The organism is Marinomonas rhizomae (assembly GCF_003315485.1).
Taxonomy (GTDB): domain Bacteria; phylum Pseudomonadota; class Gammaproteobacteria; order Pseudomonadales; family Marinomonadaceae; genus Marinomonas; species Marinomonas rhizomae.
Window position 1 is genome coordinate 119,029 of sequence record NZ_QNSE01000006.1, and the last position, 24,635, is coordinate 143,663.

Sequence of the window (24,635 nt, forward strand, 5' to 3'; positions counted from 1 at the left end):
CCCCAAGAGCCTTGTTATTCGAGTAACCCTAGGCGCTTCATGAAATTAACGTGCGACTCGTATGCTTTATGAGCTAAATCCGACTCTTTAGAAGCTTCTAGCCAAACACCCTTAGCAATTTCACGCATCTTGTTCTGCTCTTCTGCAGACCAATAAATAGGTTCAACCCCTTCAGTTTTATCTTTTTCCATTATCTCGCCACGAGAAACCATGTCGGATAAGTTAATTTGAACGGTTAAATCTCGGTAGGCTGTAGTGATGATTTGCTGAATATCTTTAGGTTGGGCATCCCATTTTTTCTTGCTCACAGACATAGAAAGAACAGGTAAGGAATGGAAGTCAACGATAGGATACTTAGCCACTTCGTGATAACCAGCAGCACTATTCATTACATAGCTACTAGCATCAGCTGCATCTATAACGCCTTTTTCAAGCGCAGAATAGATATCAGCCATTCCCATATTTAATGGCGCGGCCCCCATATCAGAGAATATTTCCGAAGCAAGCCCAGAAGGAGCACGAACTTTAACACCTTTAAAATCAGCTACGCTACGGATCGGCTTTTTAGCAATTAAAGACTCAATTCCTGCATTTGAACAACCAACAAAATGAATGTCGTAGTTATCATATACTTCTTGGAAAAGCTCTTTACCTCCACCGAACTCACACCAAGCAAAAGCTTGTGTCCAATTAGTATACCCACCAACTAAATCAGCCAGCATGGCAAAACCTTTATCAAGACCGGCAAAGTAAGCAGGTGAAGTAATATCGCCATCAATAATGCCATATCCCATCGCATCAATAGTTTCACTGGCTGCAACAACAGAACCGCCGGGAAGTAACTCAAGTCGTAAACGTCCACCTAACATTTCGTTCACATTATTCACCCATGCATCTTCAGCTTGATAAACAATATGTCCAGTAGGTAGATGGCTTTGAATTTTCCAAACCTCTTCAGCAAGGGCATTTGAGGATAAAGCACCTAATGCCATACCTATAACGGCGACTTTAGATACAAATGTATGTTTTTTAAACATTCTTATTCTCCACACTTTTATATACATTTTTATTGTTAGGTACATAGGTAACCTGTCTGACAGGTTAACTATGTTTACTATTTAGCCTAGTTGAACTATTATTGTCAACATTAGATTTTAAAATGCCCATTTAAAACGGCATCCAACAAAATGGATAATTTGAACAATGACCAAATTTTTAGAGTCTCTCAATCTAGACCCTATAGACAGAGAGTCTATTGCGGAAAAAGTAGTGAATAAAATTCTTTCTCTAGTTCAATCTGGTAATTTGAAACCTGGTGACAAACTACCTTCCGAAAAAGAGCTAATGACAGTTTTTTCTGTCAGTAGACCTACCCTCAGAGAAGCACTACGCGCCTTATCAATACTAGGAATAACAGCGACTAGAAAAGGCGGAGGAACCTATATCTCAGAATTGAAAGCGGCAGACTTATTGAGACCATTAGAGTTTTTTGTCTCAATAGAAGATCAAAGTATTAAAGATATTTTTGAGTGCAGACGAATTCTAGAATGTGAGATGGTTGCCAAAGCAGCAGCTTGTGTAACAGATCAACAGCTTATTGAATTCGACCAATTAATAAGCGTTCAAAAAGAAGCAGTAAAAGACCCTGTAGCGTTTCGAATATCCGATCAAAAATTTCATGAGTTATTGGCAAATATTTCAGGAAACGTTGTTTTAGCACGGTTGGCCGACGGTATGTATAACATCGCCATGGATGCTCGCCGCAAGGCAACAGAAATGAAAGGAGTTCTACCTCAGAGTATTGCCGACCACATCGCTATAGTTAATGCACTCAAGAAAAAAGATTCTACTCTTGCATCAGAAGCCATGAGAGAGCATTTGAATAATATTGAAAACTCGACTCTACTAGCCATATCACATACGTAAGATGAACAGTTTAAAATAGTGATTCAAAGAAGTTTACCCTGTAAAGTATTTATTACCCGAGACCCAAAAAACCTCTTCAAGTGACAGCTTAAAGAGGTTAACCAGCCTATAAATCAAATACTTACACACTTAAATTGATACATTTTTTGTTGAGTTTAGGACTGTTTGCCTCTTCAGGTATCTGCCTGATCGCCCTATTCATCCTTTGGAAAGTTCCACCTATGGTACTTTTTAAAAAATAACACTTTCTGGCACTTAAATGATTTATTAACAGAAGTCGCTTTCAGCCCCTGTTTCTGTCGTATAAAGACTCATCCTTTTTGCTACTGGTGACAAAATAACCAGTCGAGCTCAAAAGCAAAAATAAAAACAACAGAAAAAAGGATGTCGATATGAGTAGTCATGCAAACCGCGGCGTTATTTATCAAGGTGACGGTACAGTCAAAGTCGAAGCCATTGCCTTTCCTGAGTTAGCCATAGGCAAACGTCGATGCGACCACGGCGTTATTCTCAAAGTCGTTACCACAAATATTTGCGGCAGCGATCAACACATGGTTCGAGGCCGAACAACCGCCCCAAGCGGCTTGGTACTCGGCCATGAAATCACTGGCGAAGTCATCGAATGCGGCCGAGATGTAGAATTCATTAAGGTGGGTGACTTAGTCTCTGTACCTTTCAATATTGCTTGCGGACGTTGCCGTAATTGTAAAGAAGGCAAAACTGGCATTTGTTTAAACGTCAACCCAGCTCGCCCTGGCGCGGCGTATGGTTATGTAGACATGGGAGGTTGGGTGGGCGGACAAGCTGACTATGTCATGGTGCCTTACGCCGATTTCAACTTATTGAAATTCCCCGACGCCGACCAAGCCCGTGAGAAAATCCAAAGCCTCACACTGCTGTCTGATATTTTCCCAACGGGATTCCATGGCTGCGTCACTGCTGGTGTTGGGCCGGGTTCCACCGTTTACATCGCCGGTGCGGGCCCTGTTGGTTTGGCCGCTGCAGCATCGGCTCATTTACTTGGTGCAGCTTGTGTCATTGTCGGCGACATGGTGGAAGACCGTCTTAACCAAGCACGCTCTTTTGGTTGTGAAACAATCGATCTTACCCAAGATGGTGACATTCAAGATAAAATCGAAGCCATTCTTGGTGACCGAGAAGTGGATGCCTTTGTGGATTGCGTAGGTTTTGAAGCCCATGCATGCGGCTGCAATCATCATCAAGAATCCCCTGCTGTCGTATTGAATTCCGCAATGCAGATGACCCGAGCGGGTGGACAAATTGGTATTCCAGGTTTATATGTCACAGAAGATCCAGGTGCTACTGACGAAGCGGCAAAACAAGGCAGCCTAAGCATGCGCTTTGGTCTAGGTTGGGCAAAATCTCATTCACTTCATACTGGCCAATGCCCCGTAATGAAATATCATCGTGCACTAATGCAAGCTATCTTGTTTGATAAGATCGACATTGCAAAAGCGGTGAATGTACAAATGATTTCACTGGATCAAGCGCCACAAGGTTATGCTGATTTCGATGGCGGCGCGGCGAAGAAATTCGTTATCGATCCACACAAAATGGTGAGTTGATAAGCCCAGAAGCAGAATAACTCAATGAAAAAGGCCCTGTGTTGCTAACGCTTAGAATCTCGTTAACAAGACAAGGCCTTTCATCTATTTTACTTTTTTTATGAGAAATATTGCGTCTTAAAAGTAGATAGCACCTTGGGGAGATGATCAGGTAAATCTTCGGCAATCAAACCTGCACCAATATCATTTCCCACTTCGCCATGCATCCACACCGCCGCAGCAGCCGCATCAAATGGCTCCATACCTTGAGCGAGCAGACCGACAATAAATCCTGTCAACACATCCCCAGATCCACCGGTTGCCAACTCCGCAGGAGCATTTGAATTAATAATAGCTAGACCATCTGGAGCTGCAATCACGGTATCTGCGCCTTTCAAAACCACAACAGCACCGCTTTGTTTAGCGGCGAGCCGAGCACGCGTTAATTTGTTGTCAGGATGGTTTTTCTTTATCTCAGGGGTGTTATTTATTTCAGGGCTGTTATTAATATCAGGAAACAGTCGCATAAATTCCCCCTCATGAGGCGTCATCACGCAAGGACCATTAATGGCATCAAAAAGTATTTGAGGATCTTCTGAAAACGCGCTGAGTGCATCTGCATCCAGTACAGTCGCTCGACCAGTCAAAAGCGCGGTAAGAGCTATTTTGCGTGTCCGAATACGTTCAAAACCAGCCAAGCCGGCTCCCGGCCCCACTGCAATCGCGTTATGACGGGAGTCTAATAACAACTCTTCAAAATCTTCCGTCTCTTGACTCTGTTCTAACTTAGCCACCATTACGCCAGTTAATGCTGTGGCGTACACAGCCCACGCTTTAATAGGGGCTGCTAGCGTGACTAAACCAGCGCCAATACGCATTGCACCACGGGCCGTTAAACGACTCGCCCCCGTCATAGTTTCGCCGCCGTATACTACTGCATGCCCACGATGGAACTTGTGTCCATCTAATCGCGGCCAAGGGTATTTTTGATACCAAAGTTCAGGGTTGTTTTCCCAAGTTTGCAGATTCAACTCGTCCAGAACAGTGACAGGAATACCAATATCAGCAACCATCAACTCACCGCATAAACCACGACCTGGAAACAATAAATGGCCTGGCTTCTTACGGAAAAAAGTCACCGTCAATTCGGCGTTGACCGTTACTCCAAATACCTGCCCAGTTTCCCCATCAAGCCCACTGGGAACATCCACCGCACAAACAGGCAAACCTGACTGAGCAACGGCTTCAAGCATGTCATGAGCAACGCCTTCTATTGGCCGCGACAAACCCGCACCAAATAAGGCATCCACCACCAACTCAGCATTTTCTAGCTGTGTTGGAGACAAGGTCTGCCATTCTCCTTGCCACGCCTTAGCATGAGCTTGTGCTTCCTCCGACATGACATCAATTTGCCCCATAAAGGCCAACGTCACTGGCCAACCATGCTGTAAAAGCGCTTGAGCAATCACAAAGCCATCACCGCCGTTATTACCCGGACCAGCCATCACTAAAACAGAGTGTTTTGACCATCGCGTCATAATGGCATCCGCCACCGCTTTTCCAGCCGACGCCATTAGCGTAAAAGCGGACTCACCCGCGACAACGGCGGCTTTATCCGCCATGCCCATTTCGTTTGGGGTTAGAAGTAATTGAGTGCTTGCGATCTGAGCCATGCTTTAGCCCCCTATCTTTTTACATTATTTCTAACAATCAATAACCCAAGACTTGGTTGATCTGATTGTTGAGTGTTTGCCCGGCAGCAAGTTTCATTGCATTACTCACTAGCTGATGAATAATTTCAGGTTTCGAGGCATCAGAAGCCACATGAGGTGTAATAAATATGCCTTTGGTTGTCCACAATGGATCGCTAGAAGGTAATGGTTCGACATTAAAAACATCTAACAATGCACCACGCAAGTGCCCTCTGTTGACGGCTCGGATCAAGTCCTTTGTCACTAAGTGAGCACCGCGACCACAATTCATTAGATACGCACCTTCTGGTAATTGACTCATCAAATCTTCGTTCAAAATCCCCTTGGTATGAACGTTTAATGGCAACATATTCACTAAAACATCAGACTGACTGACCAATGTCTGCAAACCATCAACACCAAAATGACAGTTTACATTAGGTAAAGATTTTTCTGTTCGAGACCAACCAGAAACACGGTAACCGAACTCAGCCAATTGGCTTGCTGCAAACCCACCTAATTCACCTAATCCTAAGATACCCACTCGCATCTCGCCCCTTTTACGCATTGGGTATCTTTGCCAATTCTGTGACGCTTGCTCCATAGCCGCTTTGTCAAAATTACGCTGTACGTTCAAAATACCACACAGAATATATTCAAACATGCCCACTTTTTGACCATCATCGACTACTCGGCAAACTGGCGCACCAGAAGACAGTAAGTCAGCGCCAATATGATCCACACCTGCCGCCACAGAGTGAATGAGTTCAATATTAGGGTACTGTTGGAGCAGTTTCTGATCCGGTGACCAACAAGCGGCCAATTTGGCTTTCTCGGCGCCGACATCCCCCGGTAGATATACTTCAACCTCAGGGTAAAGCTCACGACATAAGTTGATTAAAGTATTCGAATACGTAGGCGAATTGGTAGCAAATAAAATAGCAACGCTCATTTATGTTCTCTCTTTTACGTTAGGTCTTCGTAATTAAAATTGCTGGGGAAACAGCAATAACACCCAACAAGATACCGCTCGAACGTAGACTTTAAAAGGCGTCTAAACCGATAAAAACACTCAAAAACCACAAACCAAATAATATTCCGAATACGCCTCGAATTCGTTATATCTGCCTTGTTCTGACTATCTGACTCGACAGAATACACCGTCTTTTTGAGACTACCATAATAGTCACTTTTTAAACGACATATGGCAGATTCATCATGCAAGACGATTCTTTAGTATCGCTAGACAAACAACATTTGATTCACCCCGTTACAAACTATCATGCACACGAGCATCGAGGAGCCACCATTCTTAAGTCTGGACAAGGCGCTTATCTAACCGATAGTACAGGAAAGGAACTTCTGGATGCTTTTTCAGGACTTTGGTGTGTAAATGTTGGTTATGGTCAAGAAAGCATTGTACAAGCCGCCGAAGCACAAATGCGCACACTGCCATATGCGACAGGCTATTTTCACTTTAGTTCTGAACCTGCCATTAAACTGGCAGCAAAACTGGTCGAGATCACACCAACGTCGTTACAGCATGTGTATTTTACATTAGGTGGTTCTGATGCCGTCGATTCGACTATTCGATTCATCGTCAATTACTTTAATTCGTTAGGGAAGCCGCAAAAAAAACACTTTATCAGCATAGAGCGAGGCTACCATGGTTCGTCGTCACAAAGTGCGGGGCTAACGGCGTTACCCGTTTTTCATCGGCACTTTGACCTTCCCTTACCCAATCAACATCGCATTCCTTGTCCATACGCTTACCGTAACGCACAAGACACGAGCCCTGAGGCCATCATTGCCGAATCCGTCATGGCATTAAAGAACAAAGTAGAAGAGCTTGGTGTTGACCATGTCGCGGCCTTTTTCTGTGAACCTGTGATCGGTTCTGGCGGCGTGATTGTACCTCCTAAAGGCTGGTTAAAAGCCATGCAAGACTGTTGTAATGCCTTGGGGGTACTGTTTGTTGTCGATGAAGTGATTACAGGCTTTGGCCGAACAGGTCCTATGTTTGCCAGTCTAGCAGAAGACGTTACGCCAGACTTAATGACAATGGCAAAAGGCCTAACCGCAGGTTATGCGCCCATGGGTGCCGTCATGATGAGTGATGCCATTTACCAAGGCATTGCCGACGGTTGTGGTCCAGATGCACCAGTCGGTCATGGCTACACCTACTCAGCTCACCCTGTAAGTGCAACCATTGCACTGGAAGTAATCCGACTCTACGAAGAAGGAGGCCTACTTGCCAACGGGCAAGCAGTAACCTGTCATTTTGAGGCTGGGTTAACAGCGATGCTTGATCATCCACTTGTAGGGGACGCCCGTAGCCGTGGCTTACTAGGTGCTCTCGAATTGGTCGCAAATAAAAACAAAAAAACACCTTTTGATCCAGCACTTAAATTGTCTGAACGCGTCTCTACAGCAGCCTATAAACATGGCTTAATCTTCAGAGCATTTGCCGACAATATTCTTGGGTTTGCTCCTGCACTATGTTACACAAAAGAAGACTTTAATCTCTTATTTGAGCGGTTAAAACGTACCCTTGACGATGTACTCGAACAACCTGAGGTTTTGTCTTACATTGAGTCAGCTAAACACCCCTAATTAGCCACCTTATCTTGTCCGTAAACATTGTGATGCATCAATAGATGACGCCTCGCAATGTTTACTGTTAGTATCAAGGGAACCTAACTGATTAAAATAACTGGAGATTTTAATGAACGGCGCGCCGAAACTGGATCGACTTGATATTCGTATTCTGAGCCATCTGCAGCGCAACGGCCGTATTTCCAATGTCAACCTAGCCGACGAGGTTGGTCTCTCTCCTAGCCCTTGTCTCACTAGAGTCAAGCGTCTTGAGAAAGCTGGCTATATCATAGATTATGGTGCCCATATTCAATTAGAAAAGCTTGGTACTATCCAACGCGTGTTCACACAAATTACATTAAAGGACCATAGACCAGACCATTTCGCTCAATTCGAGGCTTACATTCGTAAAGTAGACGAAGTTCAAGAATGTCACCTTGTTAGTGGTGGATTTGACTATCAACTCATTTTTTTAACTCGCAATGTAGTGCATTACCAAGAAGTGATGGAAAACTTATTAGACCAAAATATCTTCATAGATAAATACTTCAGCTATATAGTTATCAAATCCCCTATCGTCAAAAAATACTACCCAATTGATAACTTATTCAGCCCAGAAGATTGACCTATAGAAACTCCATATTGTGCATAGTTGTCACTATCCGCACATTTTACTAGTCACGGCATAAACTTCTGAATCCAACCAAAAAAACACTCAATCCTGCGATTTATCCCCGTCATAACAAACGTAATTGTTAGCCCGCTCTCGCTAAAATAGTTATCAATTCTATGATGACTGTATTTTAAAAGGCCGCGACTCTATGACTTTGACACTAACTCGACCAGACCTTATCCGTTCCGGTAATTTCATAAACGGCCAGTGGCAAAACAGCAAAAAAAATGAGCAATACCCTGTTAGCAACCCTGCTAATGGCTTGGTATTTGCTCAAGCAGCAAACAGCACAGCCGACGATGCAAAACTCGCAATAGAGGCGGCCTACGTAGCATTTGAAGATTGGCGTAACCTACCAGCAAAAGCTCGTTCCCAATGCCTTATTCGTTGGCATAAATTGATCCTAGACAACAGTGAAGACTTGGCCCGCATTATGTCGTTTGAACAAGGAAAGCCACTTGCTGAGGCCCGCGGTGAAGTTGCTTACGGTGCCTCTTATGTGGATTGGTTCGCGAGCGAAGCTTTACGAACGTATGGCGACATTATTCCAGAAGCCGTTCAGGGTAAAAAACTCATGGTCGTCAAAGAGCCCGTTGGTGTTGTGGCCGCTATTACCCCATGGAATTTCCCGCTCGCCATGATCGCTCGTAAAATCGCCCCGGCTCTAGCGGCAGGCTGCACTGTGGTAGCCAAACCAGCTGAAGACACACCACTTACGGCATTGGCCTTGGTCGTTTTGGCAGAAGAAGCCGGTATTCCCGCGGGCGTATTAAACATCATCACGTCATCACGTGATCGAGTATCCGATGTGGTAGGGGTTTGGCTGACAGATTCTCGTGTGCGTAAAATCACCTTCACAGGATCCACCGCCGTCGGGAAGATCCTGGCTCGTGAATCGGCTTCAACACTCAAGCACCTTTCTTTAGAGCTTGGCGGAAATGCGCCATTCATCGTCTTTGAAGATGCTGATTTAGACGCCGCAGTAGAAGGTTTAATGGCGGCTAAATTCCGTAATGGCGGACAAACTTGCGTCTGTCCAAATCGCATTTATGTTCATGACAGTGTCTATGATGCTTTTGCAGATAAATTGACCGAACGAGTATCGTCACTAAAAGTCGGACCTTGGGACCGAGACGACAGCCAAATAGGCCCGATGATAAACGACCGAGCCATCGACAAAATACAGCAACATGTACAAGACGCCCTACAGCATGGAGCAAAGCTGCTAACAGGTGGCGAACGCATTCAAAATGCTATTGCCACTGGGCCCAATTATTTTGCCCCAACGGTACTGATCGATGCCAATCACAACATGCAACTAGCACACGATGAAACCTTTGGCCCTGTCGCACCTTTGTTTCGTTTTCGCTCAGAGCAAGAAGTCATTGAAGCGGCAAATAACACCCCATTTGGCTTAGCTGGTTATTTTTATTCGAATGACATCAAACGAGTTTGGCGAGTATCAAACAAGATGCAGACCGGTATTGTCGGTATTAATGAAGGTGCCATCGCATCTGAAACAGCGCCTTTTGGAGGTGTAAAGGAATCAGGTTATGGCCGTGAAGGCTCGCGTTATGGCCTTGATGACTACATGGACACGAAATATCTCTGCCAAGGTAATTTAAGCTAATCATGGAGACACGTTTAATGAACAATAAAGAGACTCATTCGACAACGGGCACCTTGCCAGAATACCCAATCGAAATCGATTTCCCAGACATCACCCCTTATGCTTCAGGCAATAATGGTATTCCCTATCTATATACTTTTGACAGTGGCGAGACTGGGCCTCATGTGATGATCAATGCCATCACTCATGGCAACGAAGTATGCGGAGCGATCGTGGTAAAGGAGCTCATCGACTTAGCCATTAAACCGCGTAAAGGCAGACTTACCCTAGCTTTCGCCAATGTGGCCGCTTACCTAAAGTTTGATTCAACCAATCCTGATACATCACGATTTGTTGATCAAGACCTTAATCGCGTTTGGACAAAAGAGATTCTTGATGATCTCAGTCAGAATTCCACAGAGTTACAACGAGCTCGTCAATTACGCCCTATCATTGACGAAGTAGATTTCTTGTTAGATTTACATTCAATGCATGAAAAATGCCCACCCCTTTGTGTGTGTGGCCCACTGGAAAAAGGGCTAGAGCTTGCCCAAGAACAACAATCACCAGCTTGGGTTATTCGCGATGAAGGCCACCCTGAAGGTTGCCGTCTTCGTGATTATGCTGGATTTGGTGACTCTAGTAGCGCAAAAAATGCCTTACTCGTTGAATGCGGCCAACATTGGGAATCATCAGCCGTGACCGTTGCACGTGATGTGACAGCGCGTTTTTTGCTGTTACATGGCCTCTTCCAAGACAGTGATTTACCCAGTAGTTGGTTTCAACCACTTGAGCCCAAAATGAACATTGTCAAAGTGACTGAACCAGTCGTGGCCACCAGCATGAATTTTCGTTTTACCGAGAATTACACCGGTCTCGAAACATTCAGCGAAGCTGGCAGTATTATCGCATGGCGCGATGGTAAACAAATCACAACCCCTTATGAAAATTGCGTTTTGGTGATGCCGTCGGTTCGTCAGTTGCGACCAGGAGTTACAGTAGTTCGCCTAGGCGAACTTCAAAGCGCGTAATAATCGGCTAGGAGAACAAGATGCCAGCTCCACTAATGAGTATTTCATCAACACCAGAGTTACCCGAACAGGCCGATGTCGTTGTTATAGGCGGTGGCATAGTCGGCGTATGTGCCGCATATTTTATAGCGCGCCAAGGCATGACCGTCGCCTTAATCGAAAAAGGCCGCATTGGCGCAGAACAATCCAGCCGGAACTGGGGCTGGTGTCGTCAGCAAAATCGCGATGCCCGTGAACTACCGCTTGCAACGAAAAGCCTCGACCTCTGGGAAGAAATAACCGCCGATATTGGCGAAGATTTGGGGTTTCGTCGCTGCGGCCTGCTGTATTTATCTGACAATCAAACAGAGCTAGACGGCTGGGCCAAATGGCGAGACTTTGCCAAAGGCGAAGGCGTAACAACGCATATGCTTAGTCCTAGTGAAGCCGCTGATCGCGGTAAAGCTACCAATAAACCATGGCTAGGAGGCGTATTCTCTCCTTCTGATGGCATAGCCGATCCTTCTAAAGCCGCACCACTAATAGCTAAAGGCGTAATGAAGCACGGCGGAAGTGTTCATCAATTTTGTGCTGCGCGCGGCGTAGAGACTGAGGCCGGCAAAGTTTCTGGGGTCATAACAGAAAAAGGTGTCATAAAGACGACTCAGGTAGTGATGGCAGGTGGCGCTTGGGCGTCGTCTTTCTGCAATCAGTTGGACATTCGATTTCCACAGTCTGCAGTGCGCTCATCCATTCTCTCTATCATGCCAGGGGCAACAGACATTCCAGATGCATTGCACACCTCCGGAGTATCGATCACTAAACGTGGTGACGGTGGCTACACGCTTGCCATTTCAGGCACGGCAAATGTAGATATCACTCTACAGCAGTTGCGCTTTGCAACGGATTTTTTACCTATGTTTGCAAAGCGCTGGAAAGCTCTGTCTCCGGGTGGTTTACAAGCTTGGCTTTCTGGCCATGAGACACGAACAAAATGGGCGTTAGACAAACCAACCCCCATGGAGCGAAATCGAATTCTCGATCCTGAACCTTCCAATAAATTAATTAATGAAACCCTGTCTCGTGCTCGCCGTATGCTTCCTGGACTAGGACATGTTCCTGTACAAGCATCATGGGCAGGTTATATAGATAGCACGCCAGATGGCGTACCCGTTATTGATCACGCTACAAATGTATCTGGCTTTATGATTGCTGCTGGTTTTTCGGGTCACGGCTTTGGCATCGGCCCCGGTGCAGGCAAGCTTATCGCGGAAATGATTGCAGGCAAAGAGACCTTTGTAGAGCACAAGCAATATCAACTTGCTCGATTGCATAAAAGCGTTTGGGGTAAAGTGTCTGAATTTTAAGCTGAAACAATATCCTAAGCCACTCAGAGCAACAAAACAAAACCCCATGCAGAGACCTGTCATGGGGTTTTGTTTATGCTGTTAAAACACTCAAAAGAAAAGTAAAACGCTAGCTAAGCCTTACAAAAACGTTCTCTATATTGACTAGGCGTGATGCCGCACAATCGTTTAAAGTGTTTAGCCAAGTGACTCTGGTCAAAAAAACCTACAGCGCCAGCAATCTCTGTAGGACGCTCACCCTGCTCAATCAAGGATTGAGCATTACGAATACGTACTCGACATACGTATTGATAGGGAGAAACACCAACTAATTGACGAAATTGCTTAGCGAGACTGAAACGGGTCAATCCAACTAAATCGGCTAAAGAATCAAGATTTATAGACTCTTTATAATGTTGTTCTATATGAGCTTTCGCTTGAGCAATTGCCTGGAACGCAGAGCCATTCTCATGCAAGGATAAACTTTCAATCTGTAACCATTGCTCATTAAAAGACAAACGTGCTTGATTTTCCATCCGTCATACCTCACCGCTTTATAAATCAACAAGGATTCACTTTGATACATTGTTAGACACTTGCAGCCATTGCATCAACTTGCACTCTAGTTTGGTCATGTGTCTGTCCTTTATGCTCGACAAACGCGTGATGACAAAGTATCTGATTGCCTTTTTTCAGCTTGATACGAGAAGGAATAATACGATTACACTTACCTTCTTCTCTTGCAGAGCAACGATCTAAGAAAGGACACAACTCAACATTAGGTTTAGGGGCGCCAATCGAAGGTAGGAGTTCATGGTTAGCTGTGGTGGATTCAAGCCAGCCTTGCTGCATCTCTGGCACTGAGTCGATAAGTAGCTGAGTATAAGGATGAAATGGTGGACGCTGAAACGATTCACCTGCTCCTTGCTCTACCTTGAAACCAGAATAAAGAACAACGACCTCATCACAAATGGCTTGAACCATGCTGATATCATGACTAATAAACAAATATGAAACGTTGAGCTTCTTCCGTAAATCCGCCATCAATTCTAAAATCGCAGCGCCAACCACCGTGTCCAGAGCCGATGTCACTTCGTCACATAGAATGATATCAGGCTCAGCCGCTAAGGCTCGTGCCAAATTGATTCGCTGCTTTTGACCACCAGATAATTCCGTTGGACGACGTTTAGCAATAGTGGCCGGTAAATGTACTAAATCAAGCAACTCAATAACCCTATCATGCTGCTTTTTTCCTTTCATTCCATGATAAAAACGTAGCGGACGGGCTAGAATCTCTTCTACGGTATGCAATGGATTCAATGCGGTATCAGCATTTTGAAACACATATTGGACACGTCGTAATTGTTCTCGGGAACGGTCGGATGCAGACGCTTCCAATGGCAAACCATCAAGATAGATATTCCCTAAACTTGGTTGCACTAAGCCTACAATGGTTCTAGCTAACGTTGTTTTACCTGAACCAGATTCGCCAATAACACCAACTGTCGCCCCTCGACGAATTTTTAAATCGATATCCTGAAGCACTTTTTTATCACCAAAACACACCTCCAAATGGCGTACCTCTAACAATGGCGTATCAGTATCTAAATCCATTTTTTTCTGTTCGATGGTATCTTGACGGGTCTCAGGCTTCATCGCCGACAAAAGACTTTTGGTGTAGTCATGCTGTGGTGTTTCTAAAATCTTTTTAGTTAAGTTATTTTCTTGGATTTGACCATTTCTAAGCACCACAATACGGTCAGCCATTTGCGCAACAACCGCTAGATCATGGGACACATACACGGCAGTAGTATTACGTTCGCGCACGACTTTCTTAAACGCTCTTAACACTTCAATTTGTGTCGTTACATCCAACGCCGTTGTCGGCTCATCCAATATGACCAGCGCTGGATCAGTGATCAACGCCATAGCGGCCATCAACCGTTGTAATTGACCACCCGAGACCTGATGAGGATAACGTTCGCCAATTTTTTCAGGAAAGGGTAATGCCAACTCTCGAAACAAACCAATGGCTTTTGCTTGAGCCTCTTTACGGCTGCAAGTTTTATGAATCATGGCACTTTCAATTACCTGATCCATTATGGTTTTTGAAGGGTTAAATGCAGCCGCCGCACTTTGCGCGATGTAAGATATGGTACGGCCACGAACTTTCGCTAGCTGAGCTGGAGATAGCGACAATACATCCACATCATCAATTTGCACAGAGCCGTCTACAATATGACAACCATTTCGAGCATAGCCCATTAAAGATAAAGCAATGGTTGTTTTCCCTGAGCCTGATTCACCAATTAATGCTAATACTTCGCCTTTTTTTAGACTAAAGTCCGCACCATGCACAATAGGGATATCCGCACCACCAGAACGTACCGCAACACGCAAACCACTTACTTTTACAAGTTCTGTCATCTTTGTTCTCCTTAATGATGTGCTGACTTATTGCCAATACTGTCGATTAGTAAGTTGACGCCAATAGTCAAAGACGCAATAGCAACGGCAGGTGCAATTACTGCTGGAGCACCAGCACCTAAACCAGAGATATTTTCACGAACTAAAGATCCCCAATCCGCATCTGGCGGCTGAACGCCTAACCCTAAAAAGCTCATAGAACTCAACAACAACACAATAAAAACAAAGCGCAGACCAAAATCAGTTAGCACTGGACGAAACATATTGGGCAATACTTCTTTGAAGATTATATACGCCATAGATTCGCCTCGAAGGCGGGCCACTTGGACATAATCCAGTGTCATCACATTGACCGCCAATGCACGTGCAATACGAAAACTTCCTGGCATATAAGCAATCGCCGCCATTATGATTAATAAGGGTACGGACGAACCAAACGATGCCACCATAATCAAAGCAAACATTTTGCTAGGAATGGAGATCAAGGCGTCTTGAGCCCGACTAATCACAGCATCGACCCAACCAGCTGATGCTGCAGCAACCAATCCAGAAACAACACCAGCGGTGCAAGCTGCAACCGTAGCAGCTAACGCCACACCTATGGTATATGGCGTACCATTTAATACTCGACTAAAAATATCTCGCCCAAGATAGTCTGTCCCCATTAAGTAGTCTTTACTCATAGGACCAAAGACATCATAACTAACAAAGTCATTCGCACCATAAGGGGCAACCATCGGACCGATGACCGCCATAACCAACCAAAAAATAATTAAAGCACCGCCTATCAGCCCACTGACAGATTGCACATGGAAGCGAGAAAATAAAGATAGGGGATTACTGGTATTCGTTGTGGCAACCGTCGTCTTATGTATACTCATTTTCGTAACCTCGGATTAGATACAATTTCACAAATATCAGCCATTAACACCAAAATGAGATAACCAAAGCAAAACAGCATGGCACAACCTTGAACCAAGGGCATATCCCTTGTACTGACCGCATTTAGCATTAAGGTTGCAATGCCAGGGTAGTTGAAAATCGACTCAACGATGATAACGCCACCCAATAAATAAGACAGACTCAACGCAATAGCATTGGCTATCGGACCCAGAGCGTTGGGCAACACATGAAGTAACACAATTCGAATGGGGCTAGCGCCTTTTAATAAGGCCATTTCTACATAAGGTGAACTTAGCTGATCGATGACCGCTGCTCGGGTCATTCGCGCCATCTGTGCTACCAATACACTACATAAAGTCAGTACCGGCATAGCATAAACTTTCAGCATTTCACCAAAGGTATTCGCACTTTCAATATGAGATAACGCCGATAGCCATCCCAATTTTACTGCAAAGATTAATACAGCAATGGTAGCAATTAAAAATTCAGGAACAGAAACAGCAAAAACAGCCAACATATTGCTATATCGGTCAAACCAAGAGCCACGATACATGGCCGAAAAAATACCAATCGACAAGGCCACAGGCACTGACACAAGAGTTGCAAAAGCAGCCAGGCTTAATGTGTTAGGCAAACGACTCCAAATCAACTCCATAATTGACATACCGTTTACCATAGAATAACCAGCATCCCCAACTAACAAGCCGCCAAGCCATTGGATATAACGAGTGTAAATAGGAAGGTCTAGCCCTAGCTGAGAACGCAAAGCTGCCAAGGTTTCAGGAGTAGCTGATTGGCCTAATAGCTCTTGAGCAGCATCCCCAGGCAATAAATTAGTGATCATAAAAATCACCAACGACACAATCAATAAGGTCAGCAAACCCAACCCTATGCGATTTATAATAAGTCGTGAAATAGTTTGATTCATGGTTCACCTATTGTGCAGAGTGTTGTGGCATACATCGCCACAACACTGGACATCATTAACAAGAAAATGCGACTTACACTTCCAGCCAAACTTGCTCTGCAAACATGTACCCCATAAAACCGCCAAGCGGGTGAGGCTTATAACCACCTAACTTACTACTACAGGCATCATTAATACTGCTAAACGTTGGGATACCAATACCGCAAAGGTCATGTACAAGCACTTGCATGTCACCATACATCTGCTTGCGCTTGCTTTCATTCGTTTCGCCACGAGCAGCCACTAACAACTGATCGAATTGGTCATTTTTCCAGCCAGATTCATTCCAATTTGAGCTAGATTGATAAAACAGGCTGAAAATTAAATCCGCTGTAGGGCGTGGATTTATATTGGAAAAACCTAATGCATCCTTCATCCAGTGATTAGACCAGTAGCCATCCGCAGGCACTCGTTTAATATCTAGCTTCAAACCCGATTGCTGTCCCGCCAATTGAATTAACTGAGCCATCTCAACAGAGTTATCTGCTGCGGAAGAAGCGACCATGGGAATACTTTGTCCTAACACCCCTGCTTTTTTGAAATGGAATTTAGCTTTTTCTGGGTCGTATTCACGCTGTGATAATCCACTAGTGTAATAACGATGTCCTTTAGGAATCGGTTGATCATTGGCAATCGTACCAAAGCCCCGACAAGCAATGTTTAGGATCTGTTCGCGATTTAAAAGAGACTTCATGCCCAATACAAAATCTGGGTTTTGCACTGGACCGAGCTGATCACGCATTACCAAATTCGTGTAACCACCAGAATCTGACTGAATGACGCGGGCCAATGGACTGGCCATTAACGTACTCATAGAACGTGGATTTACCGAGTTAATCAAGTGTACATCGCCAGACAATAGCGCATTGACACGAGCAGGCTCATCTGGAATAGAAAACAGCTCTACTTCATCTAAATAAGGAAGGCCTTTTTTCCAATAATCTGGGTTACGAGTACCGATAGAACGAATACCTGGTTGAAACTCCTGACAAATAAAAGGCCCCGTACCGTTAGCCTTGCTAAAATCTGTTGTCCCATCACGCACAATCAGAAAATGCGATACAGCTAGAATCGCAGGTAAGTCGGCATTTTTTGTTTCTAAACTGATGTGTATTTCATCGGTTCCCACCGCCTTAATTTCGACCATTTGCTTGGCGACTGTTTCGACTTTAGAGCTAGTTTTTGGGTTTTTATGTCGATTTAAACTGTATACAACATCGGCAGAAGTTAAAGGTTTTCCATCATGAAAGTTTACCCCTTTACGCAGTTTAATCACCCAATTCTGTGCGTCTCGAGTATCAAAGGATTCTGCTAATACCATTTTCGGAGCAAGACTTTCATCCAACATAGTTAGGCCATTATAAAACATATATTGGCGAGTATAGTCTGTTGAACCTGACCCTTTGGCTGGGTCTAACGTATCGGCAGTGGAACCGGATTGACTGGCCACTTTAATTTTACCACCGCGTGTGCCTTTCGCTGTATCGGCAAATGCTAAAGACGAACCTGGTACTAAAACTCCAGAACCAGCAGCAACCAATCCACTTGTCATCATTCCACGTAGCACCTGACGTCGTGAAACGCCCTGCGTGGCTGAATTTGAACTCTGTTGATCCACCAACGAACGCGTTTTTTCATCTTTCATTTTATGGTTCCTTTTGTGAGTTGTTATGTCTTTTGTGTGTCGCTATTTTTATAAATATTTATCTTTCTTATAATAAAACTCTATTCTTTGCCTTATGAGGCTGCAAACTTTGTTAAATCTCTTCTACCCCTAGTGAATGAGGTCTTGAAAACGATAATAAGCTCCTACAAACGGCAAAAACCAAGGCTTTCCGAAGTGACCAGGTACCGGCGGCCAATTCAGTTCTCGCCAAGGATTTACCATCTCATTACCCATCATCACCTGAGCCATCACCTTGCCCATATGTGTTGACATTTGAACGCCATGCCCACTGTATCCCAGTGAGTAATACATGCCATCGTACTGGCCCGCTCGTGGTAAGCGATCTGCCGTCATATCAACCAAACCACCCCAGCAATAATCAATACGAACATGACTAAGCTGCGGAAACACCTCCGCCATTGAAGCACGTAAGATATGCCCACTTTTCTCATCAGAACGAGGATTCGACATCGCGAAACGAGCACGACCACCAAATAACAAACGATTGTCAGGCGTTACACGAAAGTAATTACCGATATTCTTAGACGTCACGTAACTACGGCGCTCTACTAAAAGACGAGACAATGGCTCTGGTGCCAAGGGTTCGGTCACCACAATAAAACTGCCGACCGAGACCAAGCGTCGACGAAAATAACTAAAAGGCCCTTTAGCCGAACTACCTGTCGCAAGAAATACCTTATCTGCCGTAACAGTTCCACGGTTTGAAATCACTTGATATCGATTACTAGAAAGACGATCAATCCCCGTCACAGCAGCGGATTCATAAAGCTTAGCGCCATGCTTAACAGCCGCATCAGCCAAGCCGACACCAAATTTTCCCATATGCATCTGCGCACTGGTGGTTTGCAATATGCCACCATAAAATTGATCCACCCCCAACTCATCTCGCACTTGATCTGCTGTCAACATGACCACATTAGGATCCACTTCGTTCACCAAGGTCTCATGAGCACGAGCCAACTTATCGTAATGAGCAGGCTTAGCCGCTAACTTTAAGCGACCATTGCGGGTAAAATCACAGGCAATATTTTCTTCTTCAACAAGATCCGCCACCGTGTCCACCGCCGCCATATAAGAATGGTAAAACGCGCGCGCTTTGTCCGCTCCGATACGCTGCGCTAATGACGCATAATCATGGGCTAGTCCTGCATTACATTGACCACCATTACGGCCTGACGCCTCCCCAACAACATGACCGGCTTCAAACAACACGACTGAAAGCCCTTGTTTAGCCAGCTCAATTGCTGCAGATAAGCCAGTAAAGCCTCCACCCACAATTGCCACATCATACTGACCAGATGCGGTGCCTTGTTCACCCTTGGTAAAAGTGGATACCGTGTCGAGCCAATAGGATTCTAGCTTCATGATGATTCCTTCTGATAATGGCAGACTAAACGCCCAACAAATCGGCCAAACCAGCTAAATCGCTGACTTCATGATATTCATAGAAAGGCGTAGAAGGTTCATGACCACGGTTAACAAAAACCTTATTCTTGATGCCCATATCATGAGCAGACATCAAGTCATAACGTAAGCTAGAGGAAACATGCAACACATCCTCTGGACCACAACCTAGCTTATCCAGCATGTATTCAAAGCCTTTTAAATGAGGCTTGTAAGCCTGAACTTGTTCAGCGGTATAAACCGCATGAAAAGGCGCGCCTAATTTTTCAATGTTATGAGGAATTTGCTCATCCATGGCGTTGGTTAACCCCACCAACTTAAACTTTGTCGCTAAACGCGCCAAAGCATCAGGAACATCTGGATGCGCCCCCCAAGTAGGGACTGCGTTATAAAAAATCATACCTTCGTCGTCACGGTATTCAATTCCCCAACGCTGGCAAGTACGTTTAACGGCATTACACACCACTTGGTCATAAGGTTTCCAATCACCAAGTACTTCATCCAAACGATAAGCCGCAAAATCTTTTACAAACTGATCCATATCTTCCGCTGAGATACGATCTTCAAAAACACGACGTGCGGTGGGTCCCATTTGGAAATAAATTAAAGTGCCGTAGCAATCGAACGTAATATACTTGGGATTCAAGGTAGACATGTTTTCTCTCCATTTAACAATTCGGTAGCCCGTATTTTTGATGTCATCAAAAAAACAGTTCGTTAAGGTTTCTTAAAATTCTTGGCACTAAAAATACGTAATGAATTTATTACACCATTAAAACAAAGCCTGTTTGACTCGATTTTGTTTTGCTGCAACGCATTTTCAGCGGTATTGTCCCCTTACCTCAGCACAATCTACCGCAGATAATCAGAATGTCGTTATCAGGCAAGTTTTAATGCAATTAGCAGAATCAGGCTTCGTCGCCAGTGAAATCGATCAATACACTTTTGGTTTTTTGGTTGGCTTCATAAGCATAGCGGCCAAGATCTTTACCAATACCAGAGCTTTTAAATCCTCCTGTTGGAATGGCAAAATCCCAACTACGTCCATAACGATTTACCCAGACAGTGCCTGCTTCCAATTCATTCACCATGCGCATTGCGCGATTTAGATCGGCCGTATGTACGCCTGCCGATAAGCCATAAGAAGGATGGGATGCCAATTGCAACGCATCATCATCGCTATCAAAGGTTTCCACACACAGCACAGGACCAAAGATCTCATCTCGCACCGCTTCCATGCCCATGTTTACATTGGTCAAAATAGTCGGCTCATAAAAAGCACGATTGTTTTCTTTTAAACGGCACCCACCGACTAGAATCTCACCGCCTTGCTGAACAGTGCGTTGCACGACCCCCTCAATGCGATCCACTTCTCGTGACGAAATAATAGGCGACATGGTGGTATCATTTTGCCAAGTTGGGCCTGCAACCATTTCTGAAAAGATGTCGGAGATACGCGCCACCAGTTGATCAGCAATGCCTTTTTGTACCAAGAGACGAGAACCTGCGACGCAAACTTGACCGGCATTGGTGGTAATCGCCCCTGCAATTCGACGCGCAACTTTATCGATATTTTTAATATCATCGAATACCAACTGTGGACTCTTACCACCTAATTCAAGCGTCACCGGTTTCGTGCCAGTTTGCGCACAAGCCGTCATAATTAGAGCACCCGTTTTGGTCGACCCTGTAAATGTGACTTTTGATACACGTGGATGACGGCAAATAGCATCACCCACTTGCCCATCACCTTGCACCACATTAAAAATACCTGGAGGAATACCTGCTTCTATCGCTAATTCCGCTAAACGCACAACGCTGAACGGTGTCATTTCTGAAGGCTTCAATACCACAGCATTTCCTGCAGCCATGGCTGGGGCTATTTTCCAAGACGCCATAACCAAAGGAAAATTCCAAGGCGCAATAGCACCAACCACACCATAAGGTTCGGTAATCGTCATTCCTAAACTGCCGTTAGCCGTCGGAATCACTTCGCCACCGCATTTGTCCGCAAACTCAGCAAAGAAACGAATACCCTCTGCACAAAATGGAATATCCCACTGGGTCGCCGCCGAGATAGGACGAGTCGATCCTATCGCCTCAAGAGGAGCGAGGACATGCACATCGGCTTCTATTAAGTCCGCCCACCGTTTCATCGCCTTCGCTCTATCACGCGGGGATTGACTCGCCCAATTACTTTGCTTAAAAGCTTGCCATGCGTTTTCTACCGCATGATCTACCAAATCGAGATTAGCAACAGGAATAGAAGCGTAAGCCTGGCCATCAGATGGCCGCCAAACGTCCATTTTCTCACCGCTATTTACGGTTTTACCGCCAATAAAATGACTATTAGGAACCTGAACATCTACAGGATTAAAAGATGCCATATATTTACCTCCCACTTTATAAATACAAATTAAGCAAACTTACCTTGAAGTAACGTCAGTCATCACAAGCATGTTGTTTACTGCTTTTTCTATTTTAAGCGCGTAGAAGAAGCGTTTTATGCCGTTAAAAAGTAAGGTGACGATATAAAGCAACCTTTGTGACAAGATGATTAAGCCATTGATGCTGAATCTGCACACAATACCTATAACCTTGATATCACAAGACTAATTGGCAAGAACGTCCTAGTATTTGATAGCGCGCAATGACAAACTAAGATATGTATTTACAATTCGCAGTATTTGTAGAAAGTAGAGGTGGCAAACGTGCCAAGCGAGACCGAGACATCAAAGCGATTAGAAACATACGAACTCACAATCAGAGAAATGACGCTTGAGGATATCGATAAGCTACATGAGCTTTCGATCACCGTACTCTGGCCGCATCGTCCTGAAGATTGGCGTATGCTATTGCAGGTAGGGAAAGGCTTTGTTGGTTGCGACCCCATTGGGCGAATCGTTGCTTCTGGCATGTGGTTTCCAATAGGTGATCATTTCGCAACCATTGGCATGGTCATCACCTCACCTCGCCTACAAGCTTTAGGCGGTGGACGCTGGATAATGAGGCATGTTATGGCTCAGTGTGAAAATCGTGACATTGTATTGAGCTCCACTAAAGCAGGATACCGACTCTACCAGTCACTTTCTTTTCAACCCGTCGCGACCGTTTTTCAATATCAAGGCATTGCTACGTCGATAGATCAATCACGCCTATGCGTTAACGAAGGCATTAGACAACTTGAAGCCAATGATACAGAGAGCATACTACAGCTGGATGAAAGTGCCTTCGGCACAGACAGAAGCAACATTATCAAAACCATACTAGAAAAGTCTCTAGGCTCAGTATTAGTCCGTGACAATAAAGTTATTGGTTTTGCGTTATGCAGAAAATTTGGCCGCGGCCATGTAATCGGTCCGGTTGTTGCTCAAAACAGTGCTGACGCCATCTCTTTGATTGCCCCTCACGTAAATCAACATACAGGGAATTTCTTGCGTATCGACACAACAATACAAGATAAGGCATTTCTGGACTTTCTAAACGAATCTGGTATGCACGAATTTGATACCGTTACTTCGATGACAAGCAAACCACTTACACCAGTAAATACAAGCTTTCATAGTTTTGCTTTAGTCAGTCAAGCACTCGCCTAACGCAGTAACTCGCGAGTGCTATTGGCGATAAAGCCCGCCCGTTTTTTCCTGCTCTCTCACTATTTACCAACCACTAACATCTTCAAATACAGCTAATTGGCTTTTAGCTATCTTGTCACATCACAATATTGTGCCGTCATGAAACCACCTTTCGATAGATTTATAACATCAACACCGCCTTCTCGGTGCATACTGCCGTATTTCATTTCAGCTCTATTTTGCGGCAAGAACATCCTAGTATTTACTCATACCAAACTCCAAAATATCTTGCATATTATAAGGAGACAAGCATGACAGCGACTAAAGATACCCTTTCCATTTCTTACCGAGCAATGACAGAAACAGACATCAATACGGCCTATGATCTTTCTCAAGCCGTGAAGTGGCCACATCGAATTGACGACTGGAAAATGGTTCACAATCTCGGCACGGGATTTGTTGCCGAGCTTAATAATCAGCCCATTGGCACTGTCCTATGTTGGGACCATGGCGAAGAGTATTCTTCTCTTGGCATGGTCATTGTTTCTCCAGACAAACAAGGTAATGGCATTGGCCGAAAACTAATGAATCAAATATTGGAAGAGATCGGCGATCAGAAAAATGTTCTCCTATTCGCAACACCATCTGGCCAACCTCTTTATGAAAGCTTTGGTTTCAGCGCGTCAGGTAATGTTTATCAGCACCAAGCTGTCATTGAAACCGCCACGGCTATTGAAGCAAGCATGAAAGAAGGTTTGCGTAAAATCACTCAAGACGACTATGCAAGCATCGCTAAATTAGCGGAAACATCATGTGGCCTAGCACGAACAACAACACTAAATGAAATACTAAAATCCGCTTCTGGCGTTGTTATAGAAACACAAAATGAGATTACAGGCTTTGCGCTCATACGTGAATTTGGTCGTGGTTATGCTATTGGTCCGGTTATCGCTTCATCACAACAGCAAGCCAAAGTCATGATCCAATCTTTGCTCAATAATCGAGTCGGTGATTTTGTGCGTATTGACATCCCCCAAAGCAGCGAGTTAAGCACTTGGCTTGTAGAAATTGGCTTGCCCCAAGTCGATACTGTTGTCGAAATGGTTCGAGGTAACATTCCAGTTAGAGACACTCAAATGCGTCAATTTGCACTGATTAGCCAAGCCCTAGGTTAGATGTTTAGAAAATATAAAAAGCGACTACTACATTAGCAAGTCGCTTTTTTGCGAATAAAACATGTTGTCCCTTCTTAACCTT

20 protein-coding genes are annotated in these 24,635 nt (G+C 44.5%); 9 read left to right on the forward strand and 11 right to left on the reverse strand.

The features are described 5' to 3' along the window. Positions 1–14: 14 nt before the first annotated feature. Positions 15–1,037: a TRAP transporter substrate-binding protein DctP gene (dctP, locus tag DFP80_RS08745; protein ID WP_158601346.1), complete on the reverse strand. Its 1,023-nt coding sequence runs from the start codon at positions 1,035–1,037 to the stop codon at positions 15–17. Between the two features lie 166 nt (positions 1,038–1,203). On the opposite strand from dctP, the gene DFP80_RS08750 reads away from it, so the two are divergent. Together DFP80_RS08750 and fdhA are read left to right on the forward strand one after the other, a co-directional pair. Next, complete coding sequence (locus tag DFP80_RS08750; RefSeq protein WP_113916431.1) at positions 1,204–1,926, forward strand: FadR/GntR family transcriptional regulator; 723 nt, start codon at positions 1,204–1,206, stop codon at positions 1,924–1,926. A gap of 392 nt (positions 1,927–2,318) precedes the next feature. Next, positions 2,319–3,512, forward strand: a complete 1,194-nt coding sequence (gene fdhA / locus DFP80_RS08755) for a formaldehyde dehydrogenase, glutathione-independent (RefSeq protein ID WP_113916432.1) — start codon at positions 2,319–2,321, stop codon at positions 3,510–3,512. Between the two features lie 98 nt (positions 3,513–3,610). Here fdhA and DFP80_RS08760 read toward each other — a convergent pair whose 3' ends face one another. After that, positions 3,611–5,164, reverse strand: coding sequence for an NAD(P)H-hydrate dehydratase (locus DFP80_RS08760; RefSeq protein ID WP_113916433.1), 1,554 nt, complete (start codon positions 5,162–5,164; stop codon positions 3,611–3,613). Positions 5,165–5,201: 37 nt separating this feature from the next. Beyond that, positions 5,202–6,134, reverse strand: a complete 933-nt coding sequence (locus DFP80_RS08765; protein ID WP_113916434.1) for a 2-hydroxyacid dehydrogenase — start codon at positions 6,132–6,134, stop codon at positions 5,202–5,204. 266 nt (positions 6,135–6,400) lie between these two features. Here DFP80_RS08765 and DFP80_RS08770 point away from each other — a divergent pair, with 266 nt between their 5' ends. The 5 genes from DFP80_RS08770 to DFP80_RS08790 all read left to right on the forward strand — a co-directional run bounded on the left by DFP80_RS08770 (position 6,401) and on the right by DFP80_RS08790 (position 12,436). Next, the gene (locus DFP80_RS08770; RefSeq protein WP_113916435.1) at positions 6,401–7,795 is read left to right on the forward strand and encodes an aspartate aminotransferase family protein; all 1,395 of its coding nucleotides are present in this window, start codon (positions 6,401–6,403) and stop codon (positions 7,793–7,795) included. Positions 7,796–7,907: 112 nt separating this feature from the next. Continuing rightward, positions 7,908–8,402, forward strand: a complete 495-nt coding sequence (locus DFP80_RS08775) for an Lrp/AsnC family transcriptional regulator (protein ID WP_113916436.1) — start codon at positions 7,908–7,910, stop codon at positions 8,400–8,402. A 196-nt stretch (positions 8,403–8,598) separates the two neighbouring features. Next, positions 8,599–10,080 carry an NAD-dependent succinate-semialdehyde dehydrogenase gene (locus DFP80_RS08780; RefSeq protein WP_113916437.1) on the forward strand — a complete coding sequence of 494 codons (1,482 nt, stop codon included), beginning with the start codon at positions 8,599–8,601 and terminating at the stop codon, positions 10,078–10,080. Between the two features lie 17 nt (positions 10,081–10,097). Further along, positions 10,098–11,090, forward strand: coding sequence for a M14 family metallopeptidase (locus DFP80_RS08785; protein WP_113916438.1), 993 nt, complete (start codon positions 10,098–10,100; stop codon positions 11,088–11,090). Positions 11,091–11,110: 20 nt separating this feature from the next. Next, the gene (locus DFP80_RS08790) at positions 11,111–12,436 is read left to right on the forward strand and encodes an NAD(P)/FAD-dependent oxidoreductase (protein ID WP_113916439.1); all 1,326 of its coding nucleotides are present in this window, start codon (positions 11,111–11,113) and stop codon (positions 12,434–12,436) included. A gap of 113 nt (positions 12,437–12,549) precedes the next feature. Here DFP80_RS08790 and DFP80_RS08795 read toward each other — a convergent pair whose 3' ends face one another. The 8 genes from DFP80_RS08795 to DFP80_RS08830 all read right to left on the reverse strand — a co-directional run bounded on the left by DFP80_RS08795 (position 12,550) and on the right by DFP80_RS08830 (position 22,190). Further along, positions 12,550–12,951: a helix-turn-helix domain-containing protein gene (locus tag DFP80_RS08795; protein ID WP_113916440.1), complete on the reverse strand. Its 402-nt coding sequence runs from the start codon at positions 12,949–12,951 to the stop codon at positions 12,550–12,552. A 52-nt stretch (positions 12,952–13,003) separates the two neighbouring features. After that, the gene (locus tag DFP80_RS08800; RefSeq protein ID WP_113916441.1) at positions 13,004–14,842 is read right to left on the reverse strand and encodes an ABC transporter ATP-binding protein; all 1,839 of its coding nucleotides are present in this window, start codon (positions 14,840–14,842) and stop codon (positions 13,004–13,006) included. A gap of 11 nt (positions 14,843–14,853) precedes the next feature. Further along, complete coding sequence (locus tag DFP80_RS08805) at positions 14,854–15,723, reverse strand: ABC transporter permease (protein WP_113916442.1); 870 nt, start codon at positions 15,721–15,723, stop codon at positions 14,854–14,856. Further along, positions 15,720–16,673, reverse strand: a complete 954-nt coding sequence (locus tag DFP80_RS08810; RefSeq protein WP_113916443.1) for an ABC transporter permease — start codon at positions 16,671–16,673, stop codon at positions 15,720–15,722. Before DFP80_RS08810 ends, DFP80_RS08805 begins: the two co-directional genes overlap by 4 nt. Positions 16,674–16,746: 73 nt before the next feature. Then, entirely contained in the window at positions 16,747–18,357 is a 1,611-nt protein-coding gene (locus tag DFP80_RS08815) for an ABC transporter substrate-binding protein (RefSeq protein WP_113916444.1), read from the reverse strand. A 129-nt stretch (positions 18,358–18,486) separates the two neighbouring features. Next, positions 18,487–19,764: an NAD(P)/FAD-dependent oxidoreductase gene (locus tag DFP80_RS08820; protein WP_113916445.1), complete on the reverse strand. Its 1,278-nt coding sequence runs from the start codon at positions 19,762–19,764 to the stop codon at positions 18,487–18,489. Positions 19,765–19,789: 25 nt separating this feature from the next. After that, positions 19,790–20,458, reverse strand: a complete 669-nt coding sequence (locus DFP80_RS08825) for a haloacid dehalogenase type II (protein WP_113916446.1) — start codon at positions 20,456–20,458, stop codon at positions 19,790–19,792. Between the two features lie 253 nt (positions 20,459–20,711). Then, complete coding sequence (locus tag DFP80_RS08830) at positions 20,712–22,190, reverse strand: aldehyde dehydrogenase family protein (protein WP_113916447.1); 1,479 nt, start codon at positions 22,188–22,190, stop codon at positions 20,712–20,714. 324 nt (positions 22,191–22,514) lie between these two features. On the opposite strand from DFP80_RS08830, the gene DFP80_RS08835 reads away from it, so the two are divergent. Together DFP80_RS08835 and DFP80_RS08840 are read left to right on the forward strand one after the other, a co-directional pair. Beyond that, complete coding sequence (locus DFP80_RS08835) at positions 22,515–23,399, forward strand: GNAT family N-acetyltransferase (protein ID WP_113916448.1); 885 nt, start codon at positions 22,515–22,517, stop codon at positions 23,397–23,399. A gap of 290 nt (positions 23,400–23,689) precedes the next feature. Then, positions 23,690–24,553: a GNAT family N-acetyltransferase gene (locus DFP80_RS08840; protein WP_113916449.1), complete on the forward strand. Its 864-nt coding sequence runs from the start codon at positions 23,690–23,692 to the stop codon at positions 24,551–24,553. Positions 24,554–24,635 lie beyond the last annotated feature (82 nt).